The organism is Flavobacterium sp. TAB 87, from assembly GCF_001529295.1.
Taxonomy (GTDB): domain Bacteria; phylum Bacteroidota; class Bacteroidia; order Flavobacteriales; family Flavobacteriaceae; genus Flavobacterium.
In genome coordinates this window covers 441,143-463,782 of the sequence record NZ_LLWK01000037.1, presented here as the reverse complement: position 1 = coordinate 463,782, position 22,640 = coordinate 441,143, and the positions used below count along the sequence as shown (strand labels likewise).

The following is a 22,640-nucleotide window of genomic DNA, read 5'->3' as shown; positions in this document are numbered from 1 at the left end:
GGTAAAAATATTTATTTATTTTTATTTTCACGGCTGCTTAAATGACCAAAACCATTTTTATGAAGAAAATTTCATTACTGCTGTTTTTTCCAGCGCTATTATTTGCACAAGAAAACACTACTGCAGTTACCCCAAAACAACAAGGAAAATACGATACGAACAAGTTCAGTCAGATGTACGATTTGTTGGCTACACCAAACATGTTTCGCACTGCTTCTGGGGCTCCAGGTCCTGCTTATTATCAGCAACAAGCCGATTATAAAATGGATATTGAATTGGACGACAAGAACTCGAAAATCATGGGTTCTCAAACGGTTACTTACTCTAACAATTCTCCTGAAAATTTAGAGTATTTATGGGTTCAATTGGATCAGAATATGCGTGCTAAAAATTCACAATCACCTTTAGCTGAAAATGAAAAAGTAAGTCAAAAACTTACTGTTGGTGGATTTGCTGACAAATATTTAGTAGAAGGTCCAGATCGCGGTTTTCATATCGAATATGTAAAAGATGCAAAAGGAAATCCAATGTCACATACCATCAATCAAACCATGATGCGTATTAATTTGGCAACTCCTCTAAAATCTGGAGCTAAAATTACGTTTTCGATTAAGTGGTGGTACAACATTAATAATTATCAAAAAGAAGGGGGACGTTCTGGTTATGAATTGTTCGAAAAAGAAGGAAATAAATTATATGTAATTGCACAATTCTATCCAAGAATGGCGGTTTATAATGACGTAGAAGGTTGGCAGCACATGCAATTTTGGGGTGGAGGAGAGTTCGCTTTGCCATTTGGAAATTTTGACGTCAACTTTACAGCACCAGCGGATCACGTGGTTGATGCAACGGGTGAATTAACCAATAGAAGCGAAATGTTTACCGCGGCACAAAACAAGAGATACGAAAAAGCACTAAAGTCTTTTGATGAGCCAGTAGTAATTGTTACTCAAGAAGAAGCGGAAGCAGCAGAAAAAGGATTTTCAGACCAGAAAAAAACATGGAAATTTAGCGCTAAATATGTGCGTGATTTTGGTATCGCTTCTTCTAGAAAATTTATTTATGATGCAATGGCCGTTCAGTTAAAAGATAAAGTGGTTATGGCAGAATCGTTGTATCCAAAAGAAGCGAATCCATTATGGGGGGAGACTTCTACAAAAGTGGTGGCGCATACCTTAAAAAGTTATTCGGCTCACACTTTTGATTATCCGTATCCAAAAGCCGTTTCTGTTTCTGCAGAAGATCAAGGAATGGAATATCCAATGATTTGTTGGAACTACGGTCGCCCAGATGAAAATGGGGTAACGAGCGATCGCATCAAACATGGAATGACCAGTGTAATTATTCATGAAGTAGGACATACTTTTTTCCCAATGATTGTAAATTCAGACGAGCGCCAGTGGACTTGGATGGATGAAGGTTTAAACTCTTTTTTAGAGTATTTAGCCGAACAAGAATTAGATCCAAATTATCCTTCAAGTAGAGGGCCAGCTAAAAACATCGTTCCCTATATGAGTGGTGATCAGAATTTTTTAGAGCCAATTATGTCTAATTCAGAAACAATTATTCAATTTGGTAACAATGCTTATGGAAAGCCTGCTGCAGGTCTAAATATTTTGAGAGAAGTGGTAATGGGGCACGAATTGTTTGATCATGCTTTTAAAACCTATGCCAATCGATGGAAATTCAAGCACCCAACTCCCGAAGATTTTTTTAGAACAATGGAAGATGCTTCGGCAGTAGATTTGGATTGGTTCTGGAGAGGATGGTTTTACTCGACCGACTATGTAGATATCGGAATTAAAGACGTAAAACAATATTATGTTTCAGAAAATCCGACGGCGGAATTGAAAAATGTAAAAATTAGAAAAGGTCGTTTTGGTGTAGAAGAAGGTCCGTTTGTATATTTAATTGATGGTGATCACAAAGAATTGCAATCGTCCAACAAAAAAGGATTAGAAGTAGCGCAAATGCAACCGTTAGTTTCTTACATCAACGAGAATTTTTCTAGAGATGAAAAAGCAACTATTAAAAAGCCGAAATATTTTTACGAAGTAGAGTTTAATAAACCAGGCGGAATGATTATGCCAATTTTAGTTGAGCTGACCTACGAAGATGGAAGCAAAGAAGAGTTTAAGTATCCAGCTCAAATTTGGAGAAAAAATAACAGCAGTGCTAAAAAAGTTTATGCGACCGAAAAAGCAATAAAAACGATACAAATTGATCCTAAATTGCTAACCGCAGATATTGATGTAACTAATAATGTCTGGCCAAAAGTGGTTACAAAATCAAAATTTGACTAAATATTAAATAAAAAAAGACTCACTAAGAGTCTTTTTTTATTTAATATAATTTTAAAGCACAAGGCTACAAATTTAATTATCTTTGTAGCAGATTAAAAAAATACAATTATGTTTGGAATAGGCGGCGGAGAATTAATATTCATTTTGTTTATAGTTTTAATGCTTTTTGGTTCTGATAAAGTTCCAGAAATTGCTCGTACGATGGGTAAAGCTATGGCTCAACTTAAAAATGCAACCAACGATTTAAAAAGTGAAATCCAGAAAGGAGCCGAAGAAAATGGTTTCGATCAAAAAACACTAAGCGATTTGACGGGTAATATCAACGAAGAAATAGCCAAAGCCAAAAGCGGATTATTGGGAGATGCAACGGCCGAGTTTGAAAAAACAAGAGAAGAAATTGACACCATTACAGGTCCTATAAAACGTATGCGCTAATGTTAGAAAAATTACTGCAGTTAGATACCAAATTATTCGTTTTTCTTAATAGTTTGGGTTCGGAAAATTTTGATGCTTTTTGGCTTATCGTTACCAAACAAGCTTACTGGACGCCTTTTTTTTTACTATTGTTTTATCTTATTTACAAAAAGCTGGGTGTCAAGCAAACATTGTTTTTAATCCTTTTTATTGCAATTCTAATCACCTGTACAGATCAATTGACAAACCTGATCAAAAATTCGGTACAGCGTTTACGCCCGTGCAATAATCCAGAAATTAATGATTTTATCCGAATCGTTCAAGTTCGAAAATCATTTAGCTTTTTCTCTGGACACGCTTCCAATACAATGGCGGTTGCTACTTTTTTATATTGTGTTTTAAACAAGCATTTTAAATACTTTTACATACTCTTTTTATGGCCGTTGGTATTCGCATACAGCCGTATTTACTTAGGTTTGCATTATCCTTTAGATATTTTATCAGGATACGCTGCTGGTGCAATTTTAGGATTTTTAATCTTTAAGATTTATCAAAAAGTGAAAGCAAAGTACTTTCCAGTTTAGTTTTTTACAAGTTATTTCCTGTCATTCGCTCTATCTTTTGCGACCTAAACAAGATAACAAAAGCATGCCGCTGCTACCAGGGCTATGGGTATACTATTTCAAAATATAGTAAGTTTTAAACTTTGAATTTTTCTCTAAATCTGTCGAGTATCTAGATAACTAATCTCCTTTGAATATTACTCAAAAACCTTTGTAAATCTGCCGCTTAAGTATTTTTAGAAACCTTCCTGGAAAAACCACTCTTCTACAAAACTCTACTAACGGTCAATCCATCACGAATAGGTAATAAAACTGTTTCTACTCTAGGATCGTCTCGAAGTAAAACATTGTATTCTAAAAGTACTTGAGTACTGGTATCGTTTTTATGGACAGGTTCTAAAACTTTTCCGCTCCACAAAACATTATCCGACAAGATAATACCGCCTTTATTCATTTTAGGAACAATCAAATTCCAATAGTTAATATAGTTTTCTTTATCGGCATCAATAAAAACCAAATCAAATTTCAAATCCAAATCCGGAATAATATTCGTTGCTTCACCCAAGTGCTGAAAAATTTGTGAACCCCAAGGAGATAGGTCAAAATATTTTCGTTGAAAGTCAATTAATTCTTCTTTAATATCAATCGTGTGCAACTGACCTTTTTCCTGCATTCCTTCGCATAAGCATAAACTAGCGTAGCCAGTATAAGTTCCTATTTCTAAAATATTTATTGGACGAATTAACTTAGAAAGCATACCTAAAACACGACCTTGAAAATGACCACTTAACATTCTAGGTAGTAATATTTTTTGGTACGTTTCTTTATTTAATTTAGCTAATAATTCGGGTTCTCTTTCCGAATGTAGTTCTATATACTCTTCTAATTCTTCTGAAATAAAATGCATTTTATAAATTTTTGATAAAAGGGAAGTATTGCTTTTGTTGGTGACAAAATTACAAAATATTTAAGGCCATTTTACTATTGAATTTCAGATTGCCATATAAAAAATAAATAAGGATTCATACGAACTTAATTCGCAGGAATCCTTTATATCTATTTTTCTAAAAAGCAATTAAAAAATAAAGCGACATGCAATTACTCTTACTTTTTCATTTCTTTTGAAACGTTGTCTGCAGTTTTCTCCACACCTTCTTTAACATCTTTTGCTGCTCCTTCTACTGCTATAGCCCCTTTTTTGGTTGCTCGTTTAATATTTTCAATAGTGCTATCGATTTTTACACTAGCGGTATCACTTTTTTCATTCATGTCTTCTAATAAAGTGTCTAGTTTTTGTCCTGGTGTCAATTCTAGTCCGTCAGGTCGATCTGCAGACTTTTTACACGATTGCATGGTAGTAGATAAAAGAACGGCTGCTACTATTGTTATAATTTGTTTTTTCATAATATATTTAGGTTTGAAAAGTGGGTCAAAGGTAAAAATTGCGATTCTAATTTATTTATAAAGTTAAGGAATTTCGTTACATAATTTTGATCTTGCATCTTTCCCAAACTATTTAAAGTAAAGCAGTCGTAAGAAAGTTTTTAGGACACTTACCGATTCGATAAATACTTAGTAACTTTGCACCATGCAAATTGATAAAAAAGACATAAGAGCGCTATCTAAAGAACAATTACGTGATTTTTTTGTTTCTAATGGAGACAAAGCATTCCGCGGAAACCAAGTTTACGAATGGTTGTGGAGCAAAGGAGCGCATAACTTTGATGATATGACCAATGTGGCCAAAGGAACTCGTGCTATGCTGGAAGATAATTTTGTGATTAATCACATTAAAGTAGATCTGATGCAACGGAGTTCTGATGGTACGGTAAAAAATGCAGTTCGCCTGCACGATGGTTTAGTGGTAGAGTCGGTGTTAATTCCGACAGCAACTCGAACTACAGCCTGTGTTTCTAGTCAGGTTGGCTGTAGCTTAGACTGTAATTTTTGTGCTACAGCGCGCTTAAAACGAATGCGAAATTTAGAACCTGGCGAAATTTACGATCAGGTGTTGGCCATTGATAAAGAAAGTCGTTTGTATTACAATCATCCGCTATCCAACATTGTATTTATGGGAATGGGAGAGCCGCTGATGAACTATAACAATGTCATTAAGGCAATTGCTATGATTACTTCAGAGGAAGGATTAGGCATGTCGCCGAAACGGATTATGGTTTCGACTTCTGGTATTCCAAAAATTATCAAGAAAATGGCCGATGACGAAGTAAAATTCAAATTAGCAGTTTCGTTACACTCAGCTATAGATGAAATTAGAGCTAGAATTATGCCTTTTAGTATTAATTTTCCACTGGCTGATTTGCGTGAATCTTTAGAATATTGGTACCGAAAAACTAAAAGTAAAATTTCATACGAGTATGTAGTTTGGAAAGGAATTAACGACAATAAAGAATCGATTGATGCCTTGGTTAAATTTTGCAAATATGTGCCGTGCAAGGTCAATTTGATCGAATACAATCCTATTGATGATGGCGAATTTCAGCAAGCTTCAGAAGAGTCAATAAACGCTTACATTAGTGCTTTAGAAAAAAGCGGAATTGTGGTAAAAGTACGCCGCAGTCGCGGAAAAGACATCGATGCCGCATGTGGCCAATTGGCCAATAAAGAAAGTTAATTGATCGTAAAGTTTTTTTTTAAATTAAGAGTAGGAGACGGTACCTTTTAAAAGCAAAATGGTTTTTCAAAAGTTAGTTTCCATAATTGAATTCTCTACTCAAAGTAGTATATTTGGCATCTAGATGAACATTACTTCGCAAATAAAACAGCCTATTTTTCGTGAGATGGAACTTTTTGAAAAAAAGTTCTATGAATCGATGACTTCCAAAGTGGCGTTGTTGAATCGAATCACCTATTTTATCGTGAACCGCAAGGGCAAACAAATGCGTCCTATGTTTGTGTTTCTAACTGCAAAAATGGTCGCAGGCGGGAGCGTAAATGAGCGAACGTATCGTGGCGCTTGTGTGATCGAACTTATTCATACGGCGACATTGGTGCATGATGACGTTGTGGATGATAGCAACAGACGTCGCGGATTTTTCTCGATTAATGCTTTATGGAAAAATAAAATTGCTGTCTTAGTGGGTGATTATTTGCTTTCCAAAGGATTGTTGCTTTCTATTGATAACGACGATTTTGATTTGCTGAAAATTATCTCGGTTGCCGTTCGTGAAATGAGCGAAGGAGAACTGCTTCAGATAGAAAAAGCACGTCGTCTAGATATTACCGAAACGGTTTATTATGAAATCATTCGCAAAAAAACAGCAACACTTATTGCTGCTTGTTGTGCTTTGGGTGCCAAATCGGTTATTGAAGATGTGGCAGAAGTAGAAAACATGCGTAAATTTGGTGAACTCATCGGAATGGCTTTTCAAATTAAAGATGATTTATTCGATTATACAGACGAAGCCATCGGAAAACCAACCGGAATTGATATAAAAGAGCAAAAAATGACATTGCCGCTTATATATGTCTTGAATACTTGTTCTCCTAAGGAAAAAAAATGGGTAATCAATTCCATTAAAAACCACAATAAAGACAAAAAGCGTGTCAAAGAAGTGATTTCATTTGTAAAAGCAAAAAATGGTTTGATCTACGCCGAAAATAAAATGATCGAATTTCAACAGGAAGCTCTTTTGTTACTTGACAATTACCCAAATTCAGATTATAAAGAAGCACTGATTTTAATGGTTAACTACGTTATCGAGCGAAAAAAATAAGTTTTTTATTTTTAAAAATATACGCTCAATTTCAAAATTTAATTACAATGAATGTAAGGATTCATTTGTAGTTTATCTTCGTTTCAATTGTAATTTTCTCAATTAATTATATCGCAATGAAGTACTTTCACAGAAGTGCTTTTTTCGATTTATAAAGTACCTAACTCTTCAGTTTTGTGTATTTTTGCAGACTCTTAACCCTCTAAAATAATTCCTTTTGATTTCTCAAAGTACTATTGATACCGTTTTTGAAACCGCTCGTGTAGAGGAGGTTATTGGCGATTTTGTGCAATTAAAAAGAGCAGGAAGCAATTATAAAGGATTGAGTCCGTTCTCTGATGAGCGTTCTCCTTCATTTATGGTTTCTCCCGTAAAACAAATTTGGAAAGATTTTAGTTCTGGCAAAGGCGGGAACTCGGTCGCTTTCTTAATGGAGCACGAACACTTTACGTATCCTGAAGCTATAAAATACTTGGCTCGAAAATACAACATCGAGATAGAGGAGACACTACAAACAGACGCCGAAAAAGCAATTACAGATGTTCGGGAAAGCATGTATTTGGTTTCTGAATTTGCGGCCAAATATTTTCAAGATGTTTTGGTTAATACCGAAGAAGGAAAAGCGATAGGATATTCTTATTTTAAAGAAAGAGGATTTACCAGCGAAACTATTAAAAAGTTTGCATTAGGATATTCTCCCGAAACTTGGGACGCTTTTACTAAAGAAGCTTTAGGTAAAGGATTTCAGATGGAGTTTCTAGAAAGTACTGGTTTAACAATCGCCAGAGAAGACCGACCATTCGACCGTTTTAAAGGTCGTGTGATGTTCCCGATTCATAGTATGTCAGGACGTGTTTTAGGATTCGGAGGTCGTATTTTAACTAATGATAAGAAAGCGGCAAAGTACTTAAATTCACCCGAAAGCGATATTTACCATAAGAGTAAAGTATTGTACGGTATTTTTCAGGCGAAGCAATCAATCGCCAAATTAAACAATTGCTTTTTGGTTGAAGGGTATACGGATGTAATTCAGTTCAACCAAGCTGGAATTGAAAATGTAGTCGCTTCATCGGGAACGGCTTTAACACCAGATCAGATTCGTTTAGTTAATAGATTAACTAAAAATATCACCGTTTTATTTGATGGAGATGCTGCGGGATTGCGTGCGTCAGTGCGTGGAATCGATTTGATTCTAGAGGAAGGAATGAATGTAAGAGTATGTACATTTCCTGATGGAGAAGATCCGGATAGTTTTGCAAAAAAGACTTCGCATGAAGATTTAGTTCACTACCTCGAAGCAAATGCAAAAGATTTTATTCAGTTTAAGGCATCGCTTTTAATGAATGAAGCTAAAAATGATCCTGTAAAAAAGGCCGATTTGATTCGGGATATGGTGACTAGTATTTCAAAAATTCCAGATAGAATTCAGCGCGAAATTTACATTCAGGAATGTGCTAGAATCATGGATATTTCTGAACAAGTTTTGGTTAGTACTTTGGCACAACTGGTTCAAAAAGACATTGTAGAAATCGGTAAAAAACAAAAGCAAGAACAAAGAGCTTTTGAAATTGTAAAAAACGAGAATCCTGCCGAAGCAGAAAAAGTTGATATTTTGTATCGGTTAGAGCGAAAAATAATTGAAATTTTATTGCTATATGGAAATAAAACGGAAGAGTTTGAAGATGTTCTGTTAAAAACAAACGAAGAAGGTGAAGTAGAAATGTATTCGGAGAAAAAAGAATATAAAGTATACGAACGCATTTTTTTAAGTTTGCAGGAAGATGAAGTTGAATTGTCTAATGAGTTGTTTCGGAAAATTTTCACCGATTTAATTACCTATTACAATCAAGTAGAAAATTTTAGCTTAGAGCAGTATTTAATGCGCATTCAGCCCGAGTTTGCTCGTGAGGTTACGGACATTATTATGGAAGACGAGCAGCTGGTCATGCACAATTGGGAAGGTCAGAATATTTTTCCAAAAAATAAATCAGCTTCGATAGCACAATATGTTTCAGAGATTATATTATCAATGCGATGGTATTTGGTTGGTAGTATTATTGAAGAATTAAAAAGCTCTATACAATCTGATGCAAATTCAGATAATACAGAGCTTTTAATGATGATAATGGATTACTCGAAACTAGTTAATACGTTTTCGAAAAAACTAGGTCGCGTCATGTCGCGTTATCATTAAATAATTTCTAACGTCTTTGCTTTGTTAACTAAGTCAACTAAGTTAGTCACGTTTAATTTTGTTAGTAAACGTAATTTATACGTACTAATTGTTTTTTCGTTTAGGTTAAGAATTTTTGAAATTTCATTATTCTTTTTACCATCACTTAAATAACGCAATACTTCAACTTCTCTATTAGAAAGTTTTCTGTACAAACGTTCGCTTTTACTTTGCTTGGCTATTAAAGCCATGTTTTTGCGAACATTTTCGTTAATAATAACTTTACCTTCGTGAACTTTCACGATAGAATTTCCGAGAGTCTCTAACTTCTCTGTCTTTTGTACATAACCTGATACACCAGCTTTAATAGCATTCGGCGCATACATTTGCTCCGAAAGATCACTGTATATAATAATTTTTGTCTTTGGGAAATTTTTCAGCAAAGCTTTCACTTCAAAAATACTAGCTAAACCTTCTAGAGCTAAGTCAAGTACTAAGACATCAATGTCTTTTGTTTGAAGGATATCTCTTACCATCGAAAAGTTTCCCACGTTGGCAACAATCGATATATCATTGTGGTCTTTGAAATAAGACTTTACACCAAAGTGCGTCACAGGGTGGTTGTCTGCTAAACATACTTTAATCATAATTTTACCTTTTTTAGAATTGTTCGTGTTTTTGGATCTGTAAAATTAATAAATAAATTCTGTAAATAATTGCAAATCAACATAAATAAAGATTATTTTAACGTATCTGGAATTAAACACACTGGTATCGGGTTCATTTTGTGTTGATTAATTGTATTTAATCTCTTATAAATTTTGAAAACTTCTTGCTGTCTACCCGAAAAATTTTCAGCTGTATTTCCTGCTTTGTCTGCTAACATTGCCTCTTCTAATTCATCATAACTGGCGCCTAATTGTTCTTCGTCTGTTCGGCTATCTCCAAATAATCCGTCTGTTGGAGCAGCTTTCAAAATAGATTCTGTAACACTTAAAAATGCAGATAATGCATATACATCAGACTTCATCAAGTCTGCTATCGGACTCACATCAACTCCGCCATCTCCGTATTTAGTATAAAATCCAACTCCAAAATCTTCAATTTTATTTCCTGTTCCGGCCACTAATAAACCATGAATTCCCGCAAGATAATAGAGCGTTGACATTCGTAATCTAGCACGACTGTTCGCTAATGAGAGGTTTAGCTTATCTAAATTAAGGTCATCGGGAACGCTTGTTTTAAAAGCATCAAAAGTAGCGCTCAAATCTACTTCGATATTGGAAACGTTCGAAAAGCAGTCTTTTAATATTTTGATATGTTCGCGTCCTCGTGAAACTTCACTTTTTGCTTGATGAATTGGCATTTCAACACATAATACTTTTAAGCCAGTTTGTGCACACAAAATTGACGTTAGAGCCGAATCAATTCCGCCCGAAATTCCAATTACGAAACCATTGACTTTAGCAGTTGTTGCATATTCTTTTAGCCATTGAACAATATAATCATTTACTTTTTCAGTCTGAATGGTGCTTTTTTTAGCCATAATAGTTCACGTTTTTAGATACAGCGACGTATATTTGCACAGTCTTTTTGGGGTCATTATTAATAAGTAACGTGCATCACAAATTTAATTAAAATAAAATGAAATCATATCGCTTTGCCTTAATCCTATTTGTGATTTTAATATCCTGTGAGAAAAAAAGTAAAACAGAGAAAGCCATCGAAGATATTCCTGTAGCGATCAAAGTAGAACGATTTGATAAAGCTTTTTTTGAGACCAAACCAGAAGATTTAGCTAAGCTAAAAAGAGAATATCCCTTATTTTTTCCTTCTAATACTGAAGATGCAGTTTGGATTGAAAAAATGCAAGATCCGTTATGGCGGGAATTATATCAAGAAGTAGAAAGAAAGTACAGTAATTTTGAGCCCGTTCGTAAAGATTTCGATGTTCTGTTCCAGCATATTAAGTATTATTTCCCTGAAACTAAAACGCCTAAAATTATTACAGTTATTGCCGAAATGGACTATAATAATAAAGTGATTTATGCCGACAGTTTAGTGATTGTTTCTTTGGAATTATATTTGGGTAAAGACCATAAATTTTATCAGTTTCCAGAATACATTAAACAGAGTTTTGAAACTAAGCAAATAATGCCTGATGCAGTGGCTAGCTTCGCGAGTCGAAAAATTGCAAAAGTCACAGATAAAAGTTTATTGTCACAGATGATTTATTTTGGCAAAGAATTATATTTGAAGGATTTACTATTGCCAGAATATAGTGATGATGAAAAAATTGGTTATACCGAGGAGCAACTACTTTGGTGTCAAGAAAATGAAAGTTATATGTGGCGTTATTTTATAGAGCGCGAAATGTTGTACGATGATGATGCAAAATTAAAAGCAAGATTTGTATCGCCAGCACCTTTTTCTAAATTTTATTTAGAAATTGATAACGAAACTCCAGGAAGAGTTGGTGCATGGGTTGGATGGCAAATAGTTCGGTCGTACATAAAGAATAATGATGTAACTCTAGATGAAATGTTACAATTGAGTGGAAAAGAGATCTTCGAAAAATCGAAATATAAACCCAAAAAGTAAGAAACAATTTGTAATTGCACAAAGAGAATTGTGGTGAATCTTTACTATAATTTGCAGTAAATTTATAAATAATTAAATACCAAAATATGAAGTCAGAAATTAATTTTGATATAGAATTAGACGAAAATCGCGTACCGGAAAAATTATCGTGGTCTGCGAAAGATGGTGGTGTCGAAAAGGAAGAAGCAAAGGCAATTATGTTGTCTATTTGGGACAGCAGAGTAAAAGAGACGATGCGTATTGACTTGTGGACCAAAGATATGCCAGTTGATGAAATGAAAATTTTCTTTCATCAAACTTTGGTAGCTATGTCTGATACTTTCAAACGCGCTACAGATGATGAAAAAATGGCGGATACCATGAAAGATTTTTGTGATTACTTTGCAGAAAAATTAGAATTAACAAAATAAGCTGAAATTCATTCCAATAAAAAATCCCATATTTCAATATCTAAAGTTGAAATGTGGGATTTTTTTATTTGGCAGTTCTAGTTAAAAATTAATTTTGAAATTTGAATTTATTTAATTAAAACTGATTTTTTCTCTAAATCTTTCAATAATTTCTTGAAGGCTCCTTTTATTAATTTTTTATTGCTTTTATGAAAACTAATATTGTCAATTAGTTTATCTGATTTTGTCGTTTCCCAGAGCGATTTCTGTTTCTCGCTAGTAACCGTACCAACTACGCGCTGTGAATATATAATTTCTTGCAAATTTAAGTCATATACTTCTAAAGTCACCTCGCTCTGATTTTTTCCTGTAGAGTTCTCATCTTCATAAAAACCAATTTTTCCTAAATCACTTCTGTTTTCTTTAGCAGTTACATTAATGAAAAAATCAAAATTGGTTCCAATTTTTAATTCTTTGATTTTCTGCTTACTGGGGTTTAAAGGTATGAGATGAGGAAGGAGTAATCCATTAATTTCAGGTCTATAATAATAACGATCAGTCAGATTTTTAGCAAAAAATAGTGTTGCTTGCTCTTTGATTTCATCGTTGCTATCGCAGTTACAATCGATTTGATTGAGAAGCCATTTGCCTTGAGTAAAATCAACGCCAGTTTTATAATTGTTATTCGTAAAGAGATAGGTTTTACTCTGACAAGATTCAAGAAAAACTAAAATAAATATCGAAATGAATACGATAGCAATACGTCTATTTCTCACGATCATGACATTGAACTGAATTTAAAACCCACTATTGTTTTTAAAAACTTCTTGGTTAATTTCATCTATATAACCTAAAATATATTCTTTACCAGTGCTCTCTGTTGCTGAAGTCACAAAGTACTGTGGCATTTCTTCCCAATTATTCATGAACATTTGCTTTCTGTAGGCGGCAACATGCGAGTCAATTTTAGTCTTACTAATTTTATCTGCCTTTGTAAACACAATGCAAAACGGAATTTCGCTTTCGCCCATATAAGACATAAACTCAATATCAATTTTTTGAGCTTCTAAACGAATATCAATAAGTACAAAAGCACAAACCAACTGCTCTCTAGTTTCAAAATAGTCTGTAATGAACTGTTGAAAAATAGATTTTGTTTTTTTGGAAACTTTAGCATACCCGTAACCTGGTAAATCGACCAAAAACCAATTATTATTGATTTTAAAATGGTTGATTAGTTGCGTTTTTCCAGGACGTCCTGAAGTTTTAGCTAAATTTTTATGATTAGTAAGCATGTTTATTAACGAAGATTTTCCAACATTGGATCTTCCTATAAAAGCATACTCAGGTAAAATTTCTTTCGGACATTTATCAACTTCAGAGTTGCTTATTATAAATTCGGCGGTATTGATTTTCATAGATGAAAAATTTATTTTTTAGCGACCAGATAGGGTTTCGCTTTTATGTTTGATTTTTGCTTGCGCAAAATAGTTTTAATAGCGATTTCATAATTCTACTGTCTAAAACCTCCTAAATTTGAAAAGGTATTTCTGCTATAAATTGACTTTAGTAAGCCATTCTTCCATAATTTGGTTGAATTCTTCTGGATGTTCCATCATCGCAGCGTGTCCACATTTGTCAATCCAGTATAAAGAAGAATTAGGAAGTAATTCATTAAACTCTTCAGCTACATTTGGTGGTGTAACAATATCATCTTTACCCCAAATGATACAGGTTTCTACTGTCATTTTAGGCAAATCTTTTGCCATATTATGTCTAATTGCACTTTTAGCAATAGTCAATGTTTTAATCAATTTCATTCGATCATTAACTGATGCAAATACTTCATCTATCAAATCTGGAGTTGCAATTTCGGGATCGTAAAAAACATCTTGTGCTTTCTTTTTAATGTATTCGTAATCACCTCTTTTAGGATAACTGTCGCCCATTGCACTCTCGTAAAGTCCAGAACTACCAGTAATTACAAGACCTGCTACTTTTTCAGGATATAATTTAGTGTGGTATAATGCAATATGACCTCCCAAAGAATTCCCTAATAAAATGACTTTGTCAAATCCTTTAAAAGCAATAAAATCTTTTACATATTTGGCAAAACTTTTTACATTGGTTTTTAGTAAACTTTGAGAATAGATCGGTAAATCAGGAATTACTACTTTGTATCCTTTGGTTGGAAAATAATTTGCAACTGCGTCAAAGTTACTCAAACCTCCCATTAAACCGTGAAGAACGACAATTGGAGTTCCTTCTCCAGCTTCAAAATAGCTAAATTTGCCTTCTTTTTTGTAATGTTTATCCATGTAATATAGTACCAAATTCAATTTCGACAAATATAGGGTTTAATAGGGAAAAACGACTTTTTGCAAACCTTTTTTTACTCAATTTATTTAATTTATATCGATAATTAACTTCCAGCCAAGTATAAATACTCTGAAAAAATCATGAGTTTTTGCTAAATTTTTGTCTGCAATTGGTTTGTTTTTTCAACTGTAGATTTCTATGTAAAGCCATTCGTACAACAAATACAATAGATAGCTAACATTTTGATTGTCCACAATTTAAGGGATTTAGGTCCAAAGTGGGTAAACTTATCAACAAAGTGGTATATTGTGGTAAAATGTGGTAATATTTTTTATATTTTTGTTCTTTAACTAATCAATCAATTTCGTGAACACAATTGTAGGCACATACGAGTGTAAAGTCGATGCTAAAGGAAGGCTGTTGTTGCCTGCACCCTTAAAAAAGCAGCTGGCTAGCTCACTTCAGGACGGTTTTGTCTTGAAGCGCTCGGTGTTTCAAAAGTGTTTGGAGTTGTACCCGATGAGTGAATGGGAAGTGATGATGGCTAAAATAAATAAGCTGAATCGTTTCGTAAAGAAGAACAATGATTTTATTCGAAAATTTACTGCAGGAGTAAAAATTGTTGAAATTGATGCTTTAGGACGGTTGTTAATTCCGAAAGATTTAGTGGCATTTTCGGGTATTTCAAAAGAGGTTGTTTTTTCATCAGCAGTGAACATTGTTGAGATTTGGGATAAAGATTTATATGAGCAATCTATCAATGGCGAAGATATGGATTTTGCTGATTTGGCAGAAGAGGTAATGGGAAATTTAAATGACGACGACAATGGAATATCATAATCCGGTTTTACTACATCCAACGGTGGATGGTTTGAATATTAAACCCGACGGCATTTATGTAGATGTTACGTTTGGTGGTGGTGGACACTCTAAAGAAATTTTAAAAAGATTAGGACCAAATGGAAAACTGTTTGCTTTTGATCAAGACGAAGATGCGGTAGCGAATGCTTTGCAAGATGATCGTTTCACTTTAATTAATGAGAATTTTAGATTTATAAAACGGTTTTTGCGCTTTTATGGCGTAAAGTCTGTTGATGGGATTTTAGCCGATTTAGGCGTTTCATCGCATCAGTTTGATGTAGCAGAACGTGGTTTTTCGACTCGTTTTGTAGCTGACTTGGATATGCGAATGAGTAAAAAGAACGAACTAAATGCATATAGAGTTGTCAATGAGTATGACGAACAAGAATTACGTCGTGTGTTCTTGGATTATGGAGAACTAAAAAATGCACCTGCAATTGCAAGGACTTTGGTTGAAGCTAGAGAGTTAGAGCCAATCAAGAATTCGGAGCAGTTTAAAACTATTTTGTCTCGTTTTTTACCTGGACATAAAAGCAATAAAATATTAGCTCAAATGTACCAAGCGATTCGAATTGAAGTGAATCAGGAAATGGATGTATTGAAAGAATTTTTAGAGCAATCATTAGAAATTTTAAATCCAGAAGGACGATTGAGCATCATGTCATACCATTCTCTAGAAGACCGATTGGTAAAGAGATTTATGAAAAACGGAATGTTTGAAGGAGAACCAGAACGTGATTTTTTTGGTAATTTTTCGGTTCCTTTCAAAACCATTGGAAAATTAATCGTTCCAGATGATCAAGAAATTAAAAGCAATAATAGAGCTCGTAGTGCTAAATTGAGAATTGCAGAGAAGAAATAAGAAATGAAAAAAGGTGTTTTTGACATATTAAAAGCAAGGTTTTTAATTAACGACGATGCGTTTAAAAATTGGCGTTTTATTGTTTTTGTAATTGTCTTGGCAATACTAATGATTGCAAACACACAGCGGTACGAACAAAAGGTATTTGAAATTGCACGATTAAGTACAGAAGTTAAAGAGTTGCGATCTGAATTTGTAGACCGTCGCTCAGAATTAATGAAACTAAAAATGGAGTCAACGGTTTCACAAAAAATGTTGGAAAAGCAAATTTTTCCTTCGACAGTTCCACCAGTAAAAATTAAAGTTAAAAAAGCAGAAGAAAAAAGATTCTTTCAAAAAATATGGCAGTAGACGATAAACACATATCATACCGCATCTATCTGGTAGCAGTTTTCATCTTTTTGATGGCAATTGCTATTGTTGTTAAGTTAGCAAACATTCAGTGGGTAGAAGGGGATCATTATCGTCAATTGGCAAAACAACGTACGGTTAAAACTTTTGTTATTCCTGCAAACAAAGGAAATATTTATTCGGCTGATGGCAGTTTACTGGCCACTTCTATTCCGAACTACGATATTCGCTTTGATGCGCTAGTGCCAAAACAAGAAATTTTCGAGAAAAATGTTAAGTCTTTGGCCGATTCTTTAGCAACTATTTTGCCTGAATCTAGTGCGTTTTATCAAAATGAACTACGCAAAGCGCGAGCCAATAAGAATAGATATTTTTTAGTAGCTCGAAAACTAAGCTACACCGATTACATCAAAATTAAAGGATTTCCAATGTTTAATTTGGGTGCTTACAAAGGCGGATTTATTCAAGAACAAGAAACGGTTCGAGAGCATCCAATTGGTAAAATTGCCGAAAGAACTATTGGTTACGACCGCATAGACTCTAAAGGGATTCCAGAAGGAAAAGGAATTGAGTGGGCGTTTAGAGATTATTTGAATGGAAAAGACGGTAAAATTTTAAAGCAAAAAATTGCCAAAGGACAGTGGAAACCTATTCGTGATATAAACGAATTAGATCCTCAAGATGGTTATGATGTGGTTTCGACTATTGATGTTTTTATCCAAGATATTGCGCATCATGCACTTTTGAAACAATTGGTAGAGTATGAAGCAGATCACGGATGTGTAGTAGTTATGGAAACACAAACAGGACACATTAAAGCTATTGCAAATTTAGGAAGAACACGTGATGGCTCCTATTACGAAACGACCAACTATGCAATTACAGAGTCGCAAGAGCCAGGATCAACTTTTAAATTGGCTGATTTAATGACGGTGTTAGAAGATAAAGTAGCAGATACAGGAACTGTTTATGACACTCAAAATGGAGTTATTAAGTATTTTGGAAGATCGGTACGTGATTCGCACAAAGGTGGATATGGTAAAATATCATTAGCTCGTGGTTTTGAATTGTCTTCGAATACGGTTTTAGTTCAAGCAGTTTATGACAATTATAAGAATAACCCAACAAAATTTGTAAATCATCTGAAAGGATACGGTTTAGGAAAAAAGTTGGGATTGCATTTTAAAGGAGAAGGAAGTGCCTATATACCTGCTCCCGGTGATAAACATTGGTCGGGAGTTTCATTGCCTTGGATGGCTTTTGGTTATGGAGTTTCGGTAACGCCATTGCAAACATTAACGTATTACAATTCGGTGGCGAATAATGGGGTAATGGTCAAGCCACAATTTGTTTCTGAGATCAAAGAATGGAACAAAACGATTAGAAAATATGATGTAGAAGTGCTAAACCCGAAAGTTTGTTCGGATGAAACATTGGGCAAGCTGAAAGCAGTTCTAGAAAATGTGGTAAAAAAAGGAACTGCTAAGAAATTGTATTCTAAAGATTTTTCGATGGCTGGTAAGACTGGAACATCACAAGTTAATTACGGAAAAAGGGACGGTTCATCAATGTATTACGCTTCTTCATTTGTGGGTTATTTTCCAGCCGATCATCCTAAGTATTCTTGTATTGTTATGGTTAATAGACCTAGTACTCTTAAGGGTGATTTTTATGGGGCAGGTGTAGCAGGACCTGTTTTTAAGCGAATTGCTCAAAAAATATTTACCGATGCGCCTTCGACGAATGAGATTAAAAACTTGGATGAAAAAGTAGCAAAGCAAGAAACTAACTACGGACAATATTATACAAAGCTTCAAAAAAAATCAAAAAATATTCCCAACGTAAAAGGAATGTCAGGCATGGATGCCATTGCTTTATTAGAAAATTTAGGAATGAGAGTTCGCATCGTTGGAATAGGGAAAGTAAGAACACAGTCGATTGATGCTGGGCAAAATATAGATAAAAACACAACAATAGTTTTAGAATTATCATGAAAATATTAAAAGACATATTATATAAAGTAGCCATTGAATCTGTAATAGGTTCAACTGATGTTGCTGTGAATAAAATTGACTTTGATTCTAGAAAGATTGTTTTAAATGATGTTTTTATTGCTATTCGCGGAACTATATCAGATGGTCATAATTTTATTTCAAAAGCAATTGAGTTAGGCGCCACGACTATTATTTGCGATACATTGCCTACTAGTAAAGTTGATTCAATCACTTACGTGAAAGTAAAAGATACCAATTCGGCACTTGCTTTTATGGCGGCTAATTATTTTGATAATCCCTCGGATAAATTAAAGTTAGTTGGCATTACAGGTACAAACGGCAAAACTACAATTGCCTCACTTTTGTATCAAATGTTTAGTAATGCTGGGTTTGAAGTTGGTCTTTTATCTACCGTTAAGATTTTAGTAGGTAAAAACGAATATAAAGCAACCCATACGACTCCAGATTCTATTACAATTAATCACTATCTAAGTGAGATGGTTGCCAACGGAATTACGCATTGTTTTATGGAAGTGAGTTCGCACGGAATTCATCAAAAGCGTACAGAAGGACTGCATTTTGTTGGTGGTGTTTTTACCAATTTATCACATGATCACCTCGATTATCATCCAACTTTTGCAGAGTACAGAGATGTTAAAAAATTATTTTTTGATTCGTTACCTAAAACAGCATTTGCGCTGACTAATATCGATGATAAAAATGGAACCGTAATGTTACAAAATACAATTGCTGTAAAAAGAACCTATGCACTAAAATCGTATGCTGATTATAAAGCGCAAATTCTAGAAAATCAATTATCTGGATTGTTGTTAAAAGTGAACGAGTACGAAGTTTGGGTAAAATTAATTGGAACTTTTAATGCCTATAATGTGCTAGCCATCTACGGAACAGCTATTGAATTAGGAATCGAAAAAGTAGAAGCTTTGCGATTGTTATCAGAGTTAGAAAGTGTAGCAGGTCGTTTTCAATACATAGTTTCATCTACCAATATTACGGCGATTGTAGATTATGCTCATACTCCAGATGCACTAGAAAATGTGCTTAAAACAATAAATGATATTCGAACAAAAAACGAACAATTACTTACGGTAGTAGGTTGTGGCGGAAATCGAGACACTGCAAAAAGACCAATAATGGCTCGAATCGCAACTAGCTTAAGTGACAAAGCAATTTTAACATCTGATAATCCAAGAAACGAAGATCCTGAGGCAATTATTCAGGAAATGGAAACAGGAGTAGAACCGCATAATTATAAAAAAATGTTGACAATTACCGATCGCAAACAAGCAATAAAAGCAGCTTGTCAAATGGCACAACCAAACGATATTATTTTAATTGCTGGTAAAGGACATGAGACATATCAAGAAATTAAAGGAGAGCGTAGTCATTTTGATGATATGGAAATTGTAACCGAATTTTTAAACCAACTAACCAAATAAAAACCACATATGATATACTATTTATTTGACTATTTAGACAAGATGTGGGATATACCAGGAACAGGAGTTTTTCAGTATATCACTTTTAGATCGGCTATGGCTTTTATTTTGTCACTGCTTTTATCTACGATTTATGGTAAACGTATAATCAATTTTTTGCGCAGACAGCAAGTTGGTGAAACCGTTCGTGAGCTTGGTTTAGAGGGGCAAAATGAAAAAGCAGGAACGCCAACGATGGGTGGCTTAATTATAATTTTTGCAACGCTGATTCCCGTATTGTTGTTTGCGAGACTGCAGAACATTTATATCGTTTTGCTGATCGTTACAATGTTGTGGATGGGAATTATCGGTTTTATAGATGATTACATAAAAATTTTCAAAAAAGATAAAGAAGGGCTTCAGGGTAAATTCAAGATTATTGGACAAGTTGGGTTGGGATTAATTGTAGGTGTGGTTTTATATTTCAGTCCCGTAGTGACCGTTAGAACCGATACTGGCGGAAATACTGCTAGTTTTAGAGTCTCTACTACCAATGTTATTTTGCCAGCGCCACAAGAAATAAAATCGACAGCGACGACCATTCCTTTCTTTAAAAACAATGAATTTGATTATGCAGAATTATTGGCCTGGACGGGTGAAGGCTATGAAAAATGGGCTTGGTTAATTTTTATTCCGGTAGTAATTTTTATTATCACCGCAGTTTCAAATGGTGCTAACTTAACAGATGGAATCGACGGCTTAGCCGCGGGAACCTCTGCTATATCAGTACTCGCACTAGGAATTTTTACGTTTGTTTCTGGAAATATCATTTTTTCGAATTACCTCAATATAATGTACATACCCAATTCGGGAGAAATGACTGTTTTTATTTCTGCATTTGTGGGCTCGTTGATCGGATTTCTATGGTACAATTCGTATCCAGCTTCCGTTTTTATGGGCGATACAGGAAGTTTGACTATTGGTGGGGTAATTGCAGTTTTGGCAATTGCTGTTCGTAAAGAAATGTTGATTCCGTTATTGTGTGGGATTTTCTTAGTAGAAAATTTATCTGTGGTTTTGCAAGTCAGTTATTTTAAGTATACCAAAAAACGCTGGGGAGAAGGAAGACGAATATTTTTAATGTCGCCGCTCCATCACCATTACCAAAAGAAGGGATATCACGAGAGTAAAATTGTTACGCGATTTTGGATTGTAGCTATCATGTTAGCAATTCTGTCAATTCTAACTTTAAAATTAAGATAGTATGAGACTTGTAATTTTAGGAGGAGGAGAAAGCGGAGTTGGAACTGCAATAGTAGGAAAGAAAAAAGGATACGATGTTTTTGTATCTGATTTTGGAAAAATAAAGGAGAGTTATAAAGAAGTTCTTGGAATTAATAATATTGCTTGGGAAGAATTACAGCATACAGAGGAATTAATTTTAAATGCCGATGTAGTAATGAAAAGTCCTGGAATTCCTGACAAAGCAGCAATTGTAAAAAAGCTAGTTGAAAAAGGAATTTCCGTAATCTCAGAAATTGAATTTGCGTTTCCGTTCACAGAAGCAAAAACAATTGGAATTACAGGTAGCAATGGTAAAACAACCACTACAATGCTAACCTATCACTTGCTAAAATCGGCAGGTTTAAATGTAGGATTGGGCGGAAACATCGGAAAGAGTTTTGCTTGGCAAGTAGCCGATAATAAATTTGATGTGTATGTGTTAGAACTGAGCAGTTTTCAATTGGATGGAATAGTAAATTACCGACCAGATATTGCCATAATAACGAATATTAGTCCCGATCATTTAGATCGATATGAGTATAAATATGAAAATTATATTGATGCTAAGTTTCGAATAACTAAAAATCAAACCGAGGAAGATTATTTGATTTACGATGCAGATGACGAAGCCATAACCAACTGGTTGTCTAATAATAAAATAAAAGCAAAATTAATTCCTTTCTCTCTTACCAAGGAGTTTGAAGAGGGGGCAACAATAAAAAATAATAAAATGGAAGTAAAAATCAACCACGAAGAGTTTACAATGGACACTGAATACATTGCGCTAGAGGGGAAACATAATATGAAAAACGCCATGGCAGCAAGTTCTGTAGCAAAATTAATGCAAATCCGTAAGGCTACTATTCGTGAGAGTTTATCAAATTTTCAAGGAGTTGAGCATCGTTTAGAGAAAGTTTTAAAAATTCAAAACGTACAATACATTAACGACTCTAAAGCAACCAATGTAAATGCAACTTTTTTTGCGTTAGATAGTATGAATGGACCAACAGTTTGGATTGTTGGTGGAGTAGACAAAGGAAATGACTATAACGAATTGATGTCTTTGGTTCGCGAGAAAGTGAAAGCAATTATTTGTTTGGGAGTTGATAATAGAAAAATTATTGATGCTTTTGGAAATGTAGTAGACATGATGGTTGAAGTAAATAACATGCAAGATGCAGTTAAAACGGCACAACGCTTAACCGAAAAAGGAGATGCTGTATTATTATCGCCAGCATGCGCCAGTTTTGATTTATTTGAAAACTATGAAGACAGAGGGAGACAGTTTAAGCAAGCAGTGCAAAACCTATAAAATTATCGTTTTAAGTTTCTGGTTTTGCCACTTGAAAAATT

22 protein-coding genes are annotated in these 22,640 nt (G+C 34.3%); 15 read left to right on the top strand and 7 right to left on the bottom strand.

The genetic code is table 11. From position 1 onward, the window contains the following. Window positions 1-59: 59 nt before the first annotated feature. The 3 genes from AP058_RS11265 to AP058_RS11255 all read left to right on the top strand — a co-directional run bounded on the left by AP058_RS11265 (window position 60) and on the right by AP058_RS11255 (window position 3,301). A complete protein-coding gene (locus AP058_RS11265; protein ID WP_066311151.1) occupies window positions 60-2,303 on the top strand; it encodes a M1 family metallopeptidase in 2,244 nt (747 codons plus the stop codon). 108 nt (window positions 2,304-2,411) lie between these two features. Then, on the top strand, window positions 2,412-2,738 hold the full coding sequence (locus AP058_RS11260) for a twin-arginine translocase TatA/TatE family subunit (protein ID WP_066310621.1): 327 nt from the start codon (window positions 2,412-2,414) through the stop codon (window positions 2,736-2,738). Next, the gene (locus tag AP058_RS11255; RefSeq protein WP_066310619.1) at window positions 2,738-3,301 is read left to right on the top strand and encodes a phosphatase PAP2 family protein; all 564 of its coding nucleotides are present in this window, start codon (window positions 2,738-2,740) and stop codon (window positions 3,299-3,301) included. The genes AP058_RS11260 and AP058_RS11255 overlap by 1 nt, the downstream gene beginning before the upstream one ends. A gap of 244 nt (window positions 3,302-3,545) precedes the next feature. On the opposite strand, the gene AP058_RS11250 is transcribed toward AP058_RS11255, so the two are convergent. Both AP058_RS11250 and AP058_RS11245 read right to left on the bottom strand, forming a co-directional pair. Next, window positions 3,546-4,187 carry an O-methyltransferase gene (locus AP058_RS11250; protein ID WP_066310618.1) on the bottom strand — a complete coding sequence of 214 codons (642 nt, stop codon included), beginning with the start codon at window positions 4,185-4,187 and terminating at the stop codon, window positions 3,546-3,548. 197 nt (window positions 4,188-4,384) lie between these two features. Beyond that, window positions 4,385-4,684 carry a hypothetical protein gene (locus AP058_RS11245; RefSeq protein ID WP_066310615.1) on the bottom strand — a complete coding sequence of 100 codons (300 nt, stop codon included), beginning with the start codon at window positions 4,682-4,684 and terminating at the stop codon, window positions 4,385-4,387. Between the two features lie 184 nt (window positions 4,685-4,868). Here AP058_RS11245 and rlmN point away from each other — a divergent pair, with 184 nt between their 5' ends. The 3 genes from rlmN to dnaG all read left to right on the top strand — a co-directional run bounded on the left by rlmN (window position 4,869) and on the right by dnaG (window position 9,208). Next, window positions 4,869-5,912 (top strand): 23S rRNA (adenine(2503)-C(2))-methyltransferase RlmN, encoded by a 1,044-nt coding sequence (gene rlmN / locus AP058_RS11240; RefSeq protein WP_066310611.1) that lies wholly within the window; start codon window positions 4,869-4,871, stop codon window positions 5,910-5,912. Between the two features lie 124 nt (window positions 5,913-6,036). Next, complete coding sequence (locus AP058_RS11235) at window positions 6,037-7,014, top strand: polyprenyl synthetase family protein (RefSeq protein WP_066310608.1); 978 nt, start codon at window positions 6,037-6,039, stop codon at window positions 7,012-7,014. Window positions 7,015-7,231: 217 nt separating this feature from the next. Continuing rightward, on the top strand, window positions 7,232-9,208 hold the full coding sequence (gene dnaG, locus AP058_RS11230; protein WP_066310605.1) for a DNA primase: 1,977 nt from the start codon (window positions 7,232-7,234) through the stop codon (window positions 9,206-9,208). Here the strand turns inward: dnaG and AP058_RS11225 are convergent. Then, window positions 9,205-9,834, bottom strand: a complete 630-nt coding sequence (locus tag AP058_RS11225; RefSeq protein ID WP_066310603.1) for a response regulator transcription factor — start codon at window positions 9,832-9,834, stop codon at window positions 9,205-9,207. The two genes, dnaG and AP058_RS11225, sit on opposite strands and share 4 nt — an antisense overlap. A 92-nt stretch (window positions 9,835-9,926) precedes the next feature. Then, a complete protein-coding gene (gene nadE / locus AP058_RS11220; protein WP_066310602.1) occupies window positions 9,927-10,733 on the bottom strand; it encodes an NAD(+) synthase in 807 nt (268 codons plus the stop codon). A gap of 98 nt (window positions 10,734-10,831) precedes the next feature. Here nadE and gldB point away from each other — a divergent pair, with 98 nt between their 5' ends. Beyond that, window positions 10,832-11,788 (top strand): gliding motility lipoprotein GldB, encoded by a 957-nt coding sequence (gene gldB, locus AP058_RS11215; RefSeq protein WP_066310600.1) that lies wholly within the window; start codon window positions 10,832-10,834, stop codon window positions 11,786-11,788. A gap of 86 nt (window positions 11,789-11,874) precedes the next feature. Further along, entirely contained in the window at window positions 11,875-12,198 is a 324-nt protein-coding gene (gene gldC, locus AP058_RS11210) for a gliding motility protein GldC (RefSeq protein WP_066310598.1), read from the top strand. 107 nt (window positions 12,199-12,305) lie between these two features. Here gldC and AP058_RS11205 read toward each other — a convergent pair whose 3' ends face one another. The 3 genes from AP058_RS11205 to AP058_RS11195 all read right to left on the bottom strand — a co-directional run bounded on the left by AP058_RS11205 (window position 12,306) and on the right by AP058_RS11195 (window position 14,495). Next, window positions 12,306-12,953 carry a hypothetical protein gene (locus tag AP058_RS11205; protein WP_157492700.1) on the bottom strand — a complete coding sequence of 216 codons (648 nt, stop codon included), beginning with the start codon at window positions 12,951-12,953 and terminating at the stop codon, window positions 12,306-12,308. A gap of 21 nt (window positions 12,954-12,974) precedes the next feature. Continuing rightward, window positions 12,975-13,595 (bottom strand): ribosome biogenesis GTP-binding protein YihA/YsxC, encoded by a 621-nt coding sequence (gene yihA, locus AP058_RS11200; RefSeq protein ID WP_066310594.1) that lies wholly within the window; start codon window positions 13,593-13,595, stop codon window positions 12,975-12,977. A 135-nt stretch (window positions 13,596-13,730) separates the two neighbouring features. Next, the gene (locus AP058_RS11195; RefSeq protein ID WP_066310592.1) at window positions 13,731-14,495 is read right to left on the bottom strand and encodes an alpha/beta fold hydrolase; all 765 of its coding nucleotides are present in this window, start codon (window positions 14,493-14,495) and stop codon (window positions 13,731-13,733) included. A gap of 367 nt (window positions 14,496-14,862) precedes the next feature. On the opposite strand from AP058_RS11195, the gene mraZ reads away from it, so the two are divergent. The 7 genes from mraZ to murD are packed head-to-tail and all read left to right on the top strand — an operon-like array spanning window position 14,863 to window position 22,599. Beyond that, window positions 14,863-15,336 (top strand): division/cell wall cluster transcriptional repressor MraZ, encoded by a 474-nt coding sequence (mraZ, locus tag AP058_RS11190; RefSeq protein ID WP_066310589.1) that lies wholly within the window; start codon window positions 14,863-14,865, stop codon window positions 15,334-15,336. Next, window positions 15,311-16,219, top strand: a complete 909-nt coding sequence (rsmH, locus tag AP058_RS11185; protein WP_066310587.1) for a 16S rRNA (cytosine(1402)-N(4))-methyltransferase RsmH — start codon at window positions 15,311-15,313, stop codon at window positions 16,217-16,219. Before mraZ ends, rsmH begins: the two co-directional genes overlap by 26 nt. 3 nt (window positions 16,220-16,222) lie before the next feature. Next, complete coding sequence (locus AP058_RS11180; protein WP_066310585.1) at window positions 16,223-16,570, top strand: FtsL-like putative cell division protein; 348 nt, start codon at window positions 16,223-16,225, stop codon at window positions 16,568-16,570. Continuing rightward, window positions 16,561-18,564, top strand: a complete 2,004-nt coding sequence (locus tag AP058_RS11175; protein ID WP_066310583.1) for a penicillin-binding protein — start codon at window positions 16,561-16,563, stop codon at window positions 18,562-18,564. Before AP058_RS11180 ends, AP058_RS11175 begins: the two co-directional genes overlap by 10 nt. Next, window positions 18,561-20,024 carry a UDP-N-acetylmuramoyl-L-alanyl-D-glutamate--2,6-diaminopimelate ligase gene (locus tag AP058_RS11170; protein WP_066310581.1) on the top strand — a complete coding sequence of 488 codons (1,464 nt, stop codon included), beginning with the start codon at window positions 18,561-18,563 and terminating at the stop codon, window positions 20,022-20,024. The genes AP058_RS11175 and AP058_RS11170 overlap by 4 nt, the downstream gene beginning before the upstream one ends. 9 nt (window positions 20,025-20,033) lie before the next feature. Next, window positions 20,034-21,266, top strand: coding sequence for a phospho-N-acetylmuramoyl-pentapeptide-transferase (gene mraY / locus AP058_RS11165; RefSeq protein ID WP_066310579.1), 1,233 nt, complete (start codon window positions 20,034-20,036; stop codon window positions 21,264-21,266). A gap of 1 nt (window position 21,267) precedes the next feature. Beyond that, complete coding sequence (gene murD, locus AP058_RS11160; RefSeq protein ID WP_066310577.1) at window positions 21,268-22,599, top strand: UDP-N-acetylmuramoyl-L-alanine--D-glutamate ligase; 1,332 nt, start codon at window positions 21,268-21,270, stop codon at window positions 22,597-22,599. Window positions 22,600-22,640: the final 41 nt, after the last annotated feature.

Coding starts and splice junctions, on each gene's coding strand:
- AP058_RS11265 (WP_066311151.1), top strand. CDS start 60: ATGAAGAAAATTTCATTACTGCTGTTTTTTCCAGCGCTATTATTTGCA.
- AP058_RS11260 (WP_066310621.1), top strand. CDS start 2,412: ATGTTTGGAATAGGCGGCGGAGAATTAATATTCATTTTGTTTATAGTT.
- AP058_RS11255 (WP_066310619.1), top strand. CDS start 2,738: ATGTTAGAAAAATTACTGCAGTTAGATACCAAATTATTCGTTTTTCTT.
- AP058_RS11250 (WP_066310618.1), bottom strand. CDS start 4,187: ATGCATTTTATTTCAGAAGAATTAGAAGAGTATATAGAACTACATTCG.
- AP058_RS11245 (WP_066310615.1), bottom strand. CDS start 4,684: ATGAAAAAACAAATTATAACAATAGTAGCAGCCGTTCTTTTATCTACT.
- rlmN (WP_066310611.1), top strand. CDS start 4,869: ATGCAAATTGATAAAAAAGACATAAGAGCGCTATCTAAAGAACAATTA.
- AP058_RS11235 (WP_066310608.1), top strand. CDS start 6,037: ATGAACATTACTTCGCAAATAAAACAGCCTATTTTTCGTGAGATGGAA.
- AP058_RS11225 (WP_066310603.1), bottom strand. CDS start 9,834: ATGATTAAAGTATGTTTAGCAGACAACCACCCTGTGACGCACTTTGGT.
- nadE (WP_066310602.1), bottom strand. CDS start 10,733: ATGGCTAAAAAAAGCACCATTCAGACTGAAAAAGTAAATGATTATATT.
- gldB (WP_066310600.1), top strand. CDS start 10,832: ATGAAATCATATCGCTTTGCCTTAATCCTATTTGTGATTTTAATATCC.
- gldC (WP_066310598.1), top strand. CDS start 11,875: ATGAAGTCAGAAATTAATTTTGATATAGAATTAGACGAAAATCGCGTA.
- yihA (WP_066310594.1), bottom strand. CDS start 13,595: ATGAAAATCAATACCGCCGAATTTATAATAAGCAACTCTGAAGTTGAT.
- AP058_RS11195 (WP_066310592.1), bottom strand. CDS start 14,495: ATGGATAAACATTACAAAAAAGAAGGCAAATTTAGCTATTTTGAAGCT.
- rsmH (WP_066310587.1), top strand. CDS start 15,311: ATGACGACGACAATGGAATATCATAATCCGGTTTTACTACATCCAACG.
- AP058_RS11180 (WP_066310585.1), top strand. CDS start 16,223: ATGAAAAAAGGTGTTTTTGACATATTAAAAGCAAGGTTTTTAATTAAC.
- AP058_RS11175 (WP_066310583.1), top strand. CDS start 16,561: ATGGCAGTAGACGATAAACACATATCATACCGCATCTATCTGGTAGCA.
- AP058_RS11170 (WP_066310581.1), top strand. CDS start 18,561: ATGAAAATATTAAAAGACATATTATATAAAGTAGCCATTGAATCTGTA.
- mraY (WP_066310579.1), top strand. CDS start 20,034: ATGATATACTATTTATTTGACTATTTAGACAAGATGTGGGATATACCA.
- murD (WP_066310577.1), top strand. CDS start 21,268: ATGAGACTTGTAATTTTAGGAGGAGGAGAAAGCGGAGTTGGAACTGCA.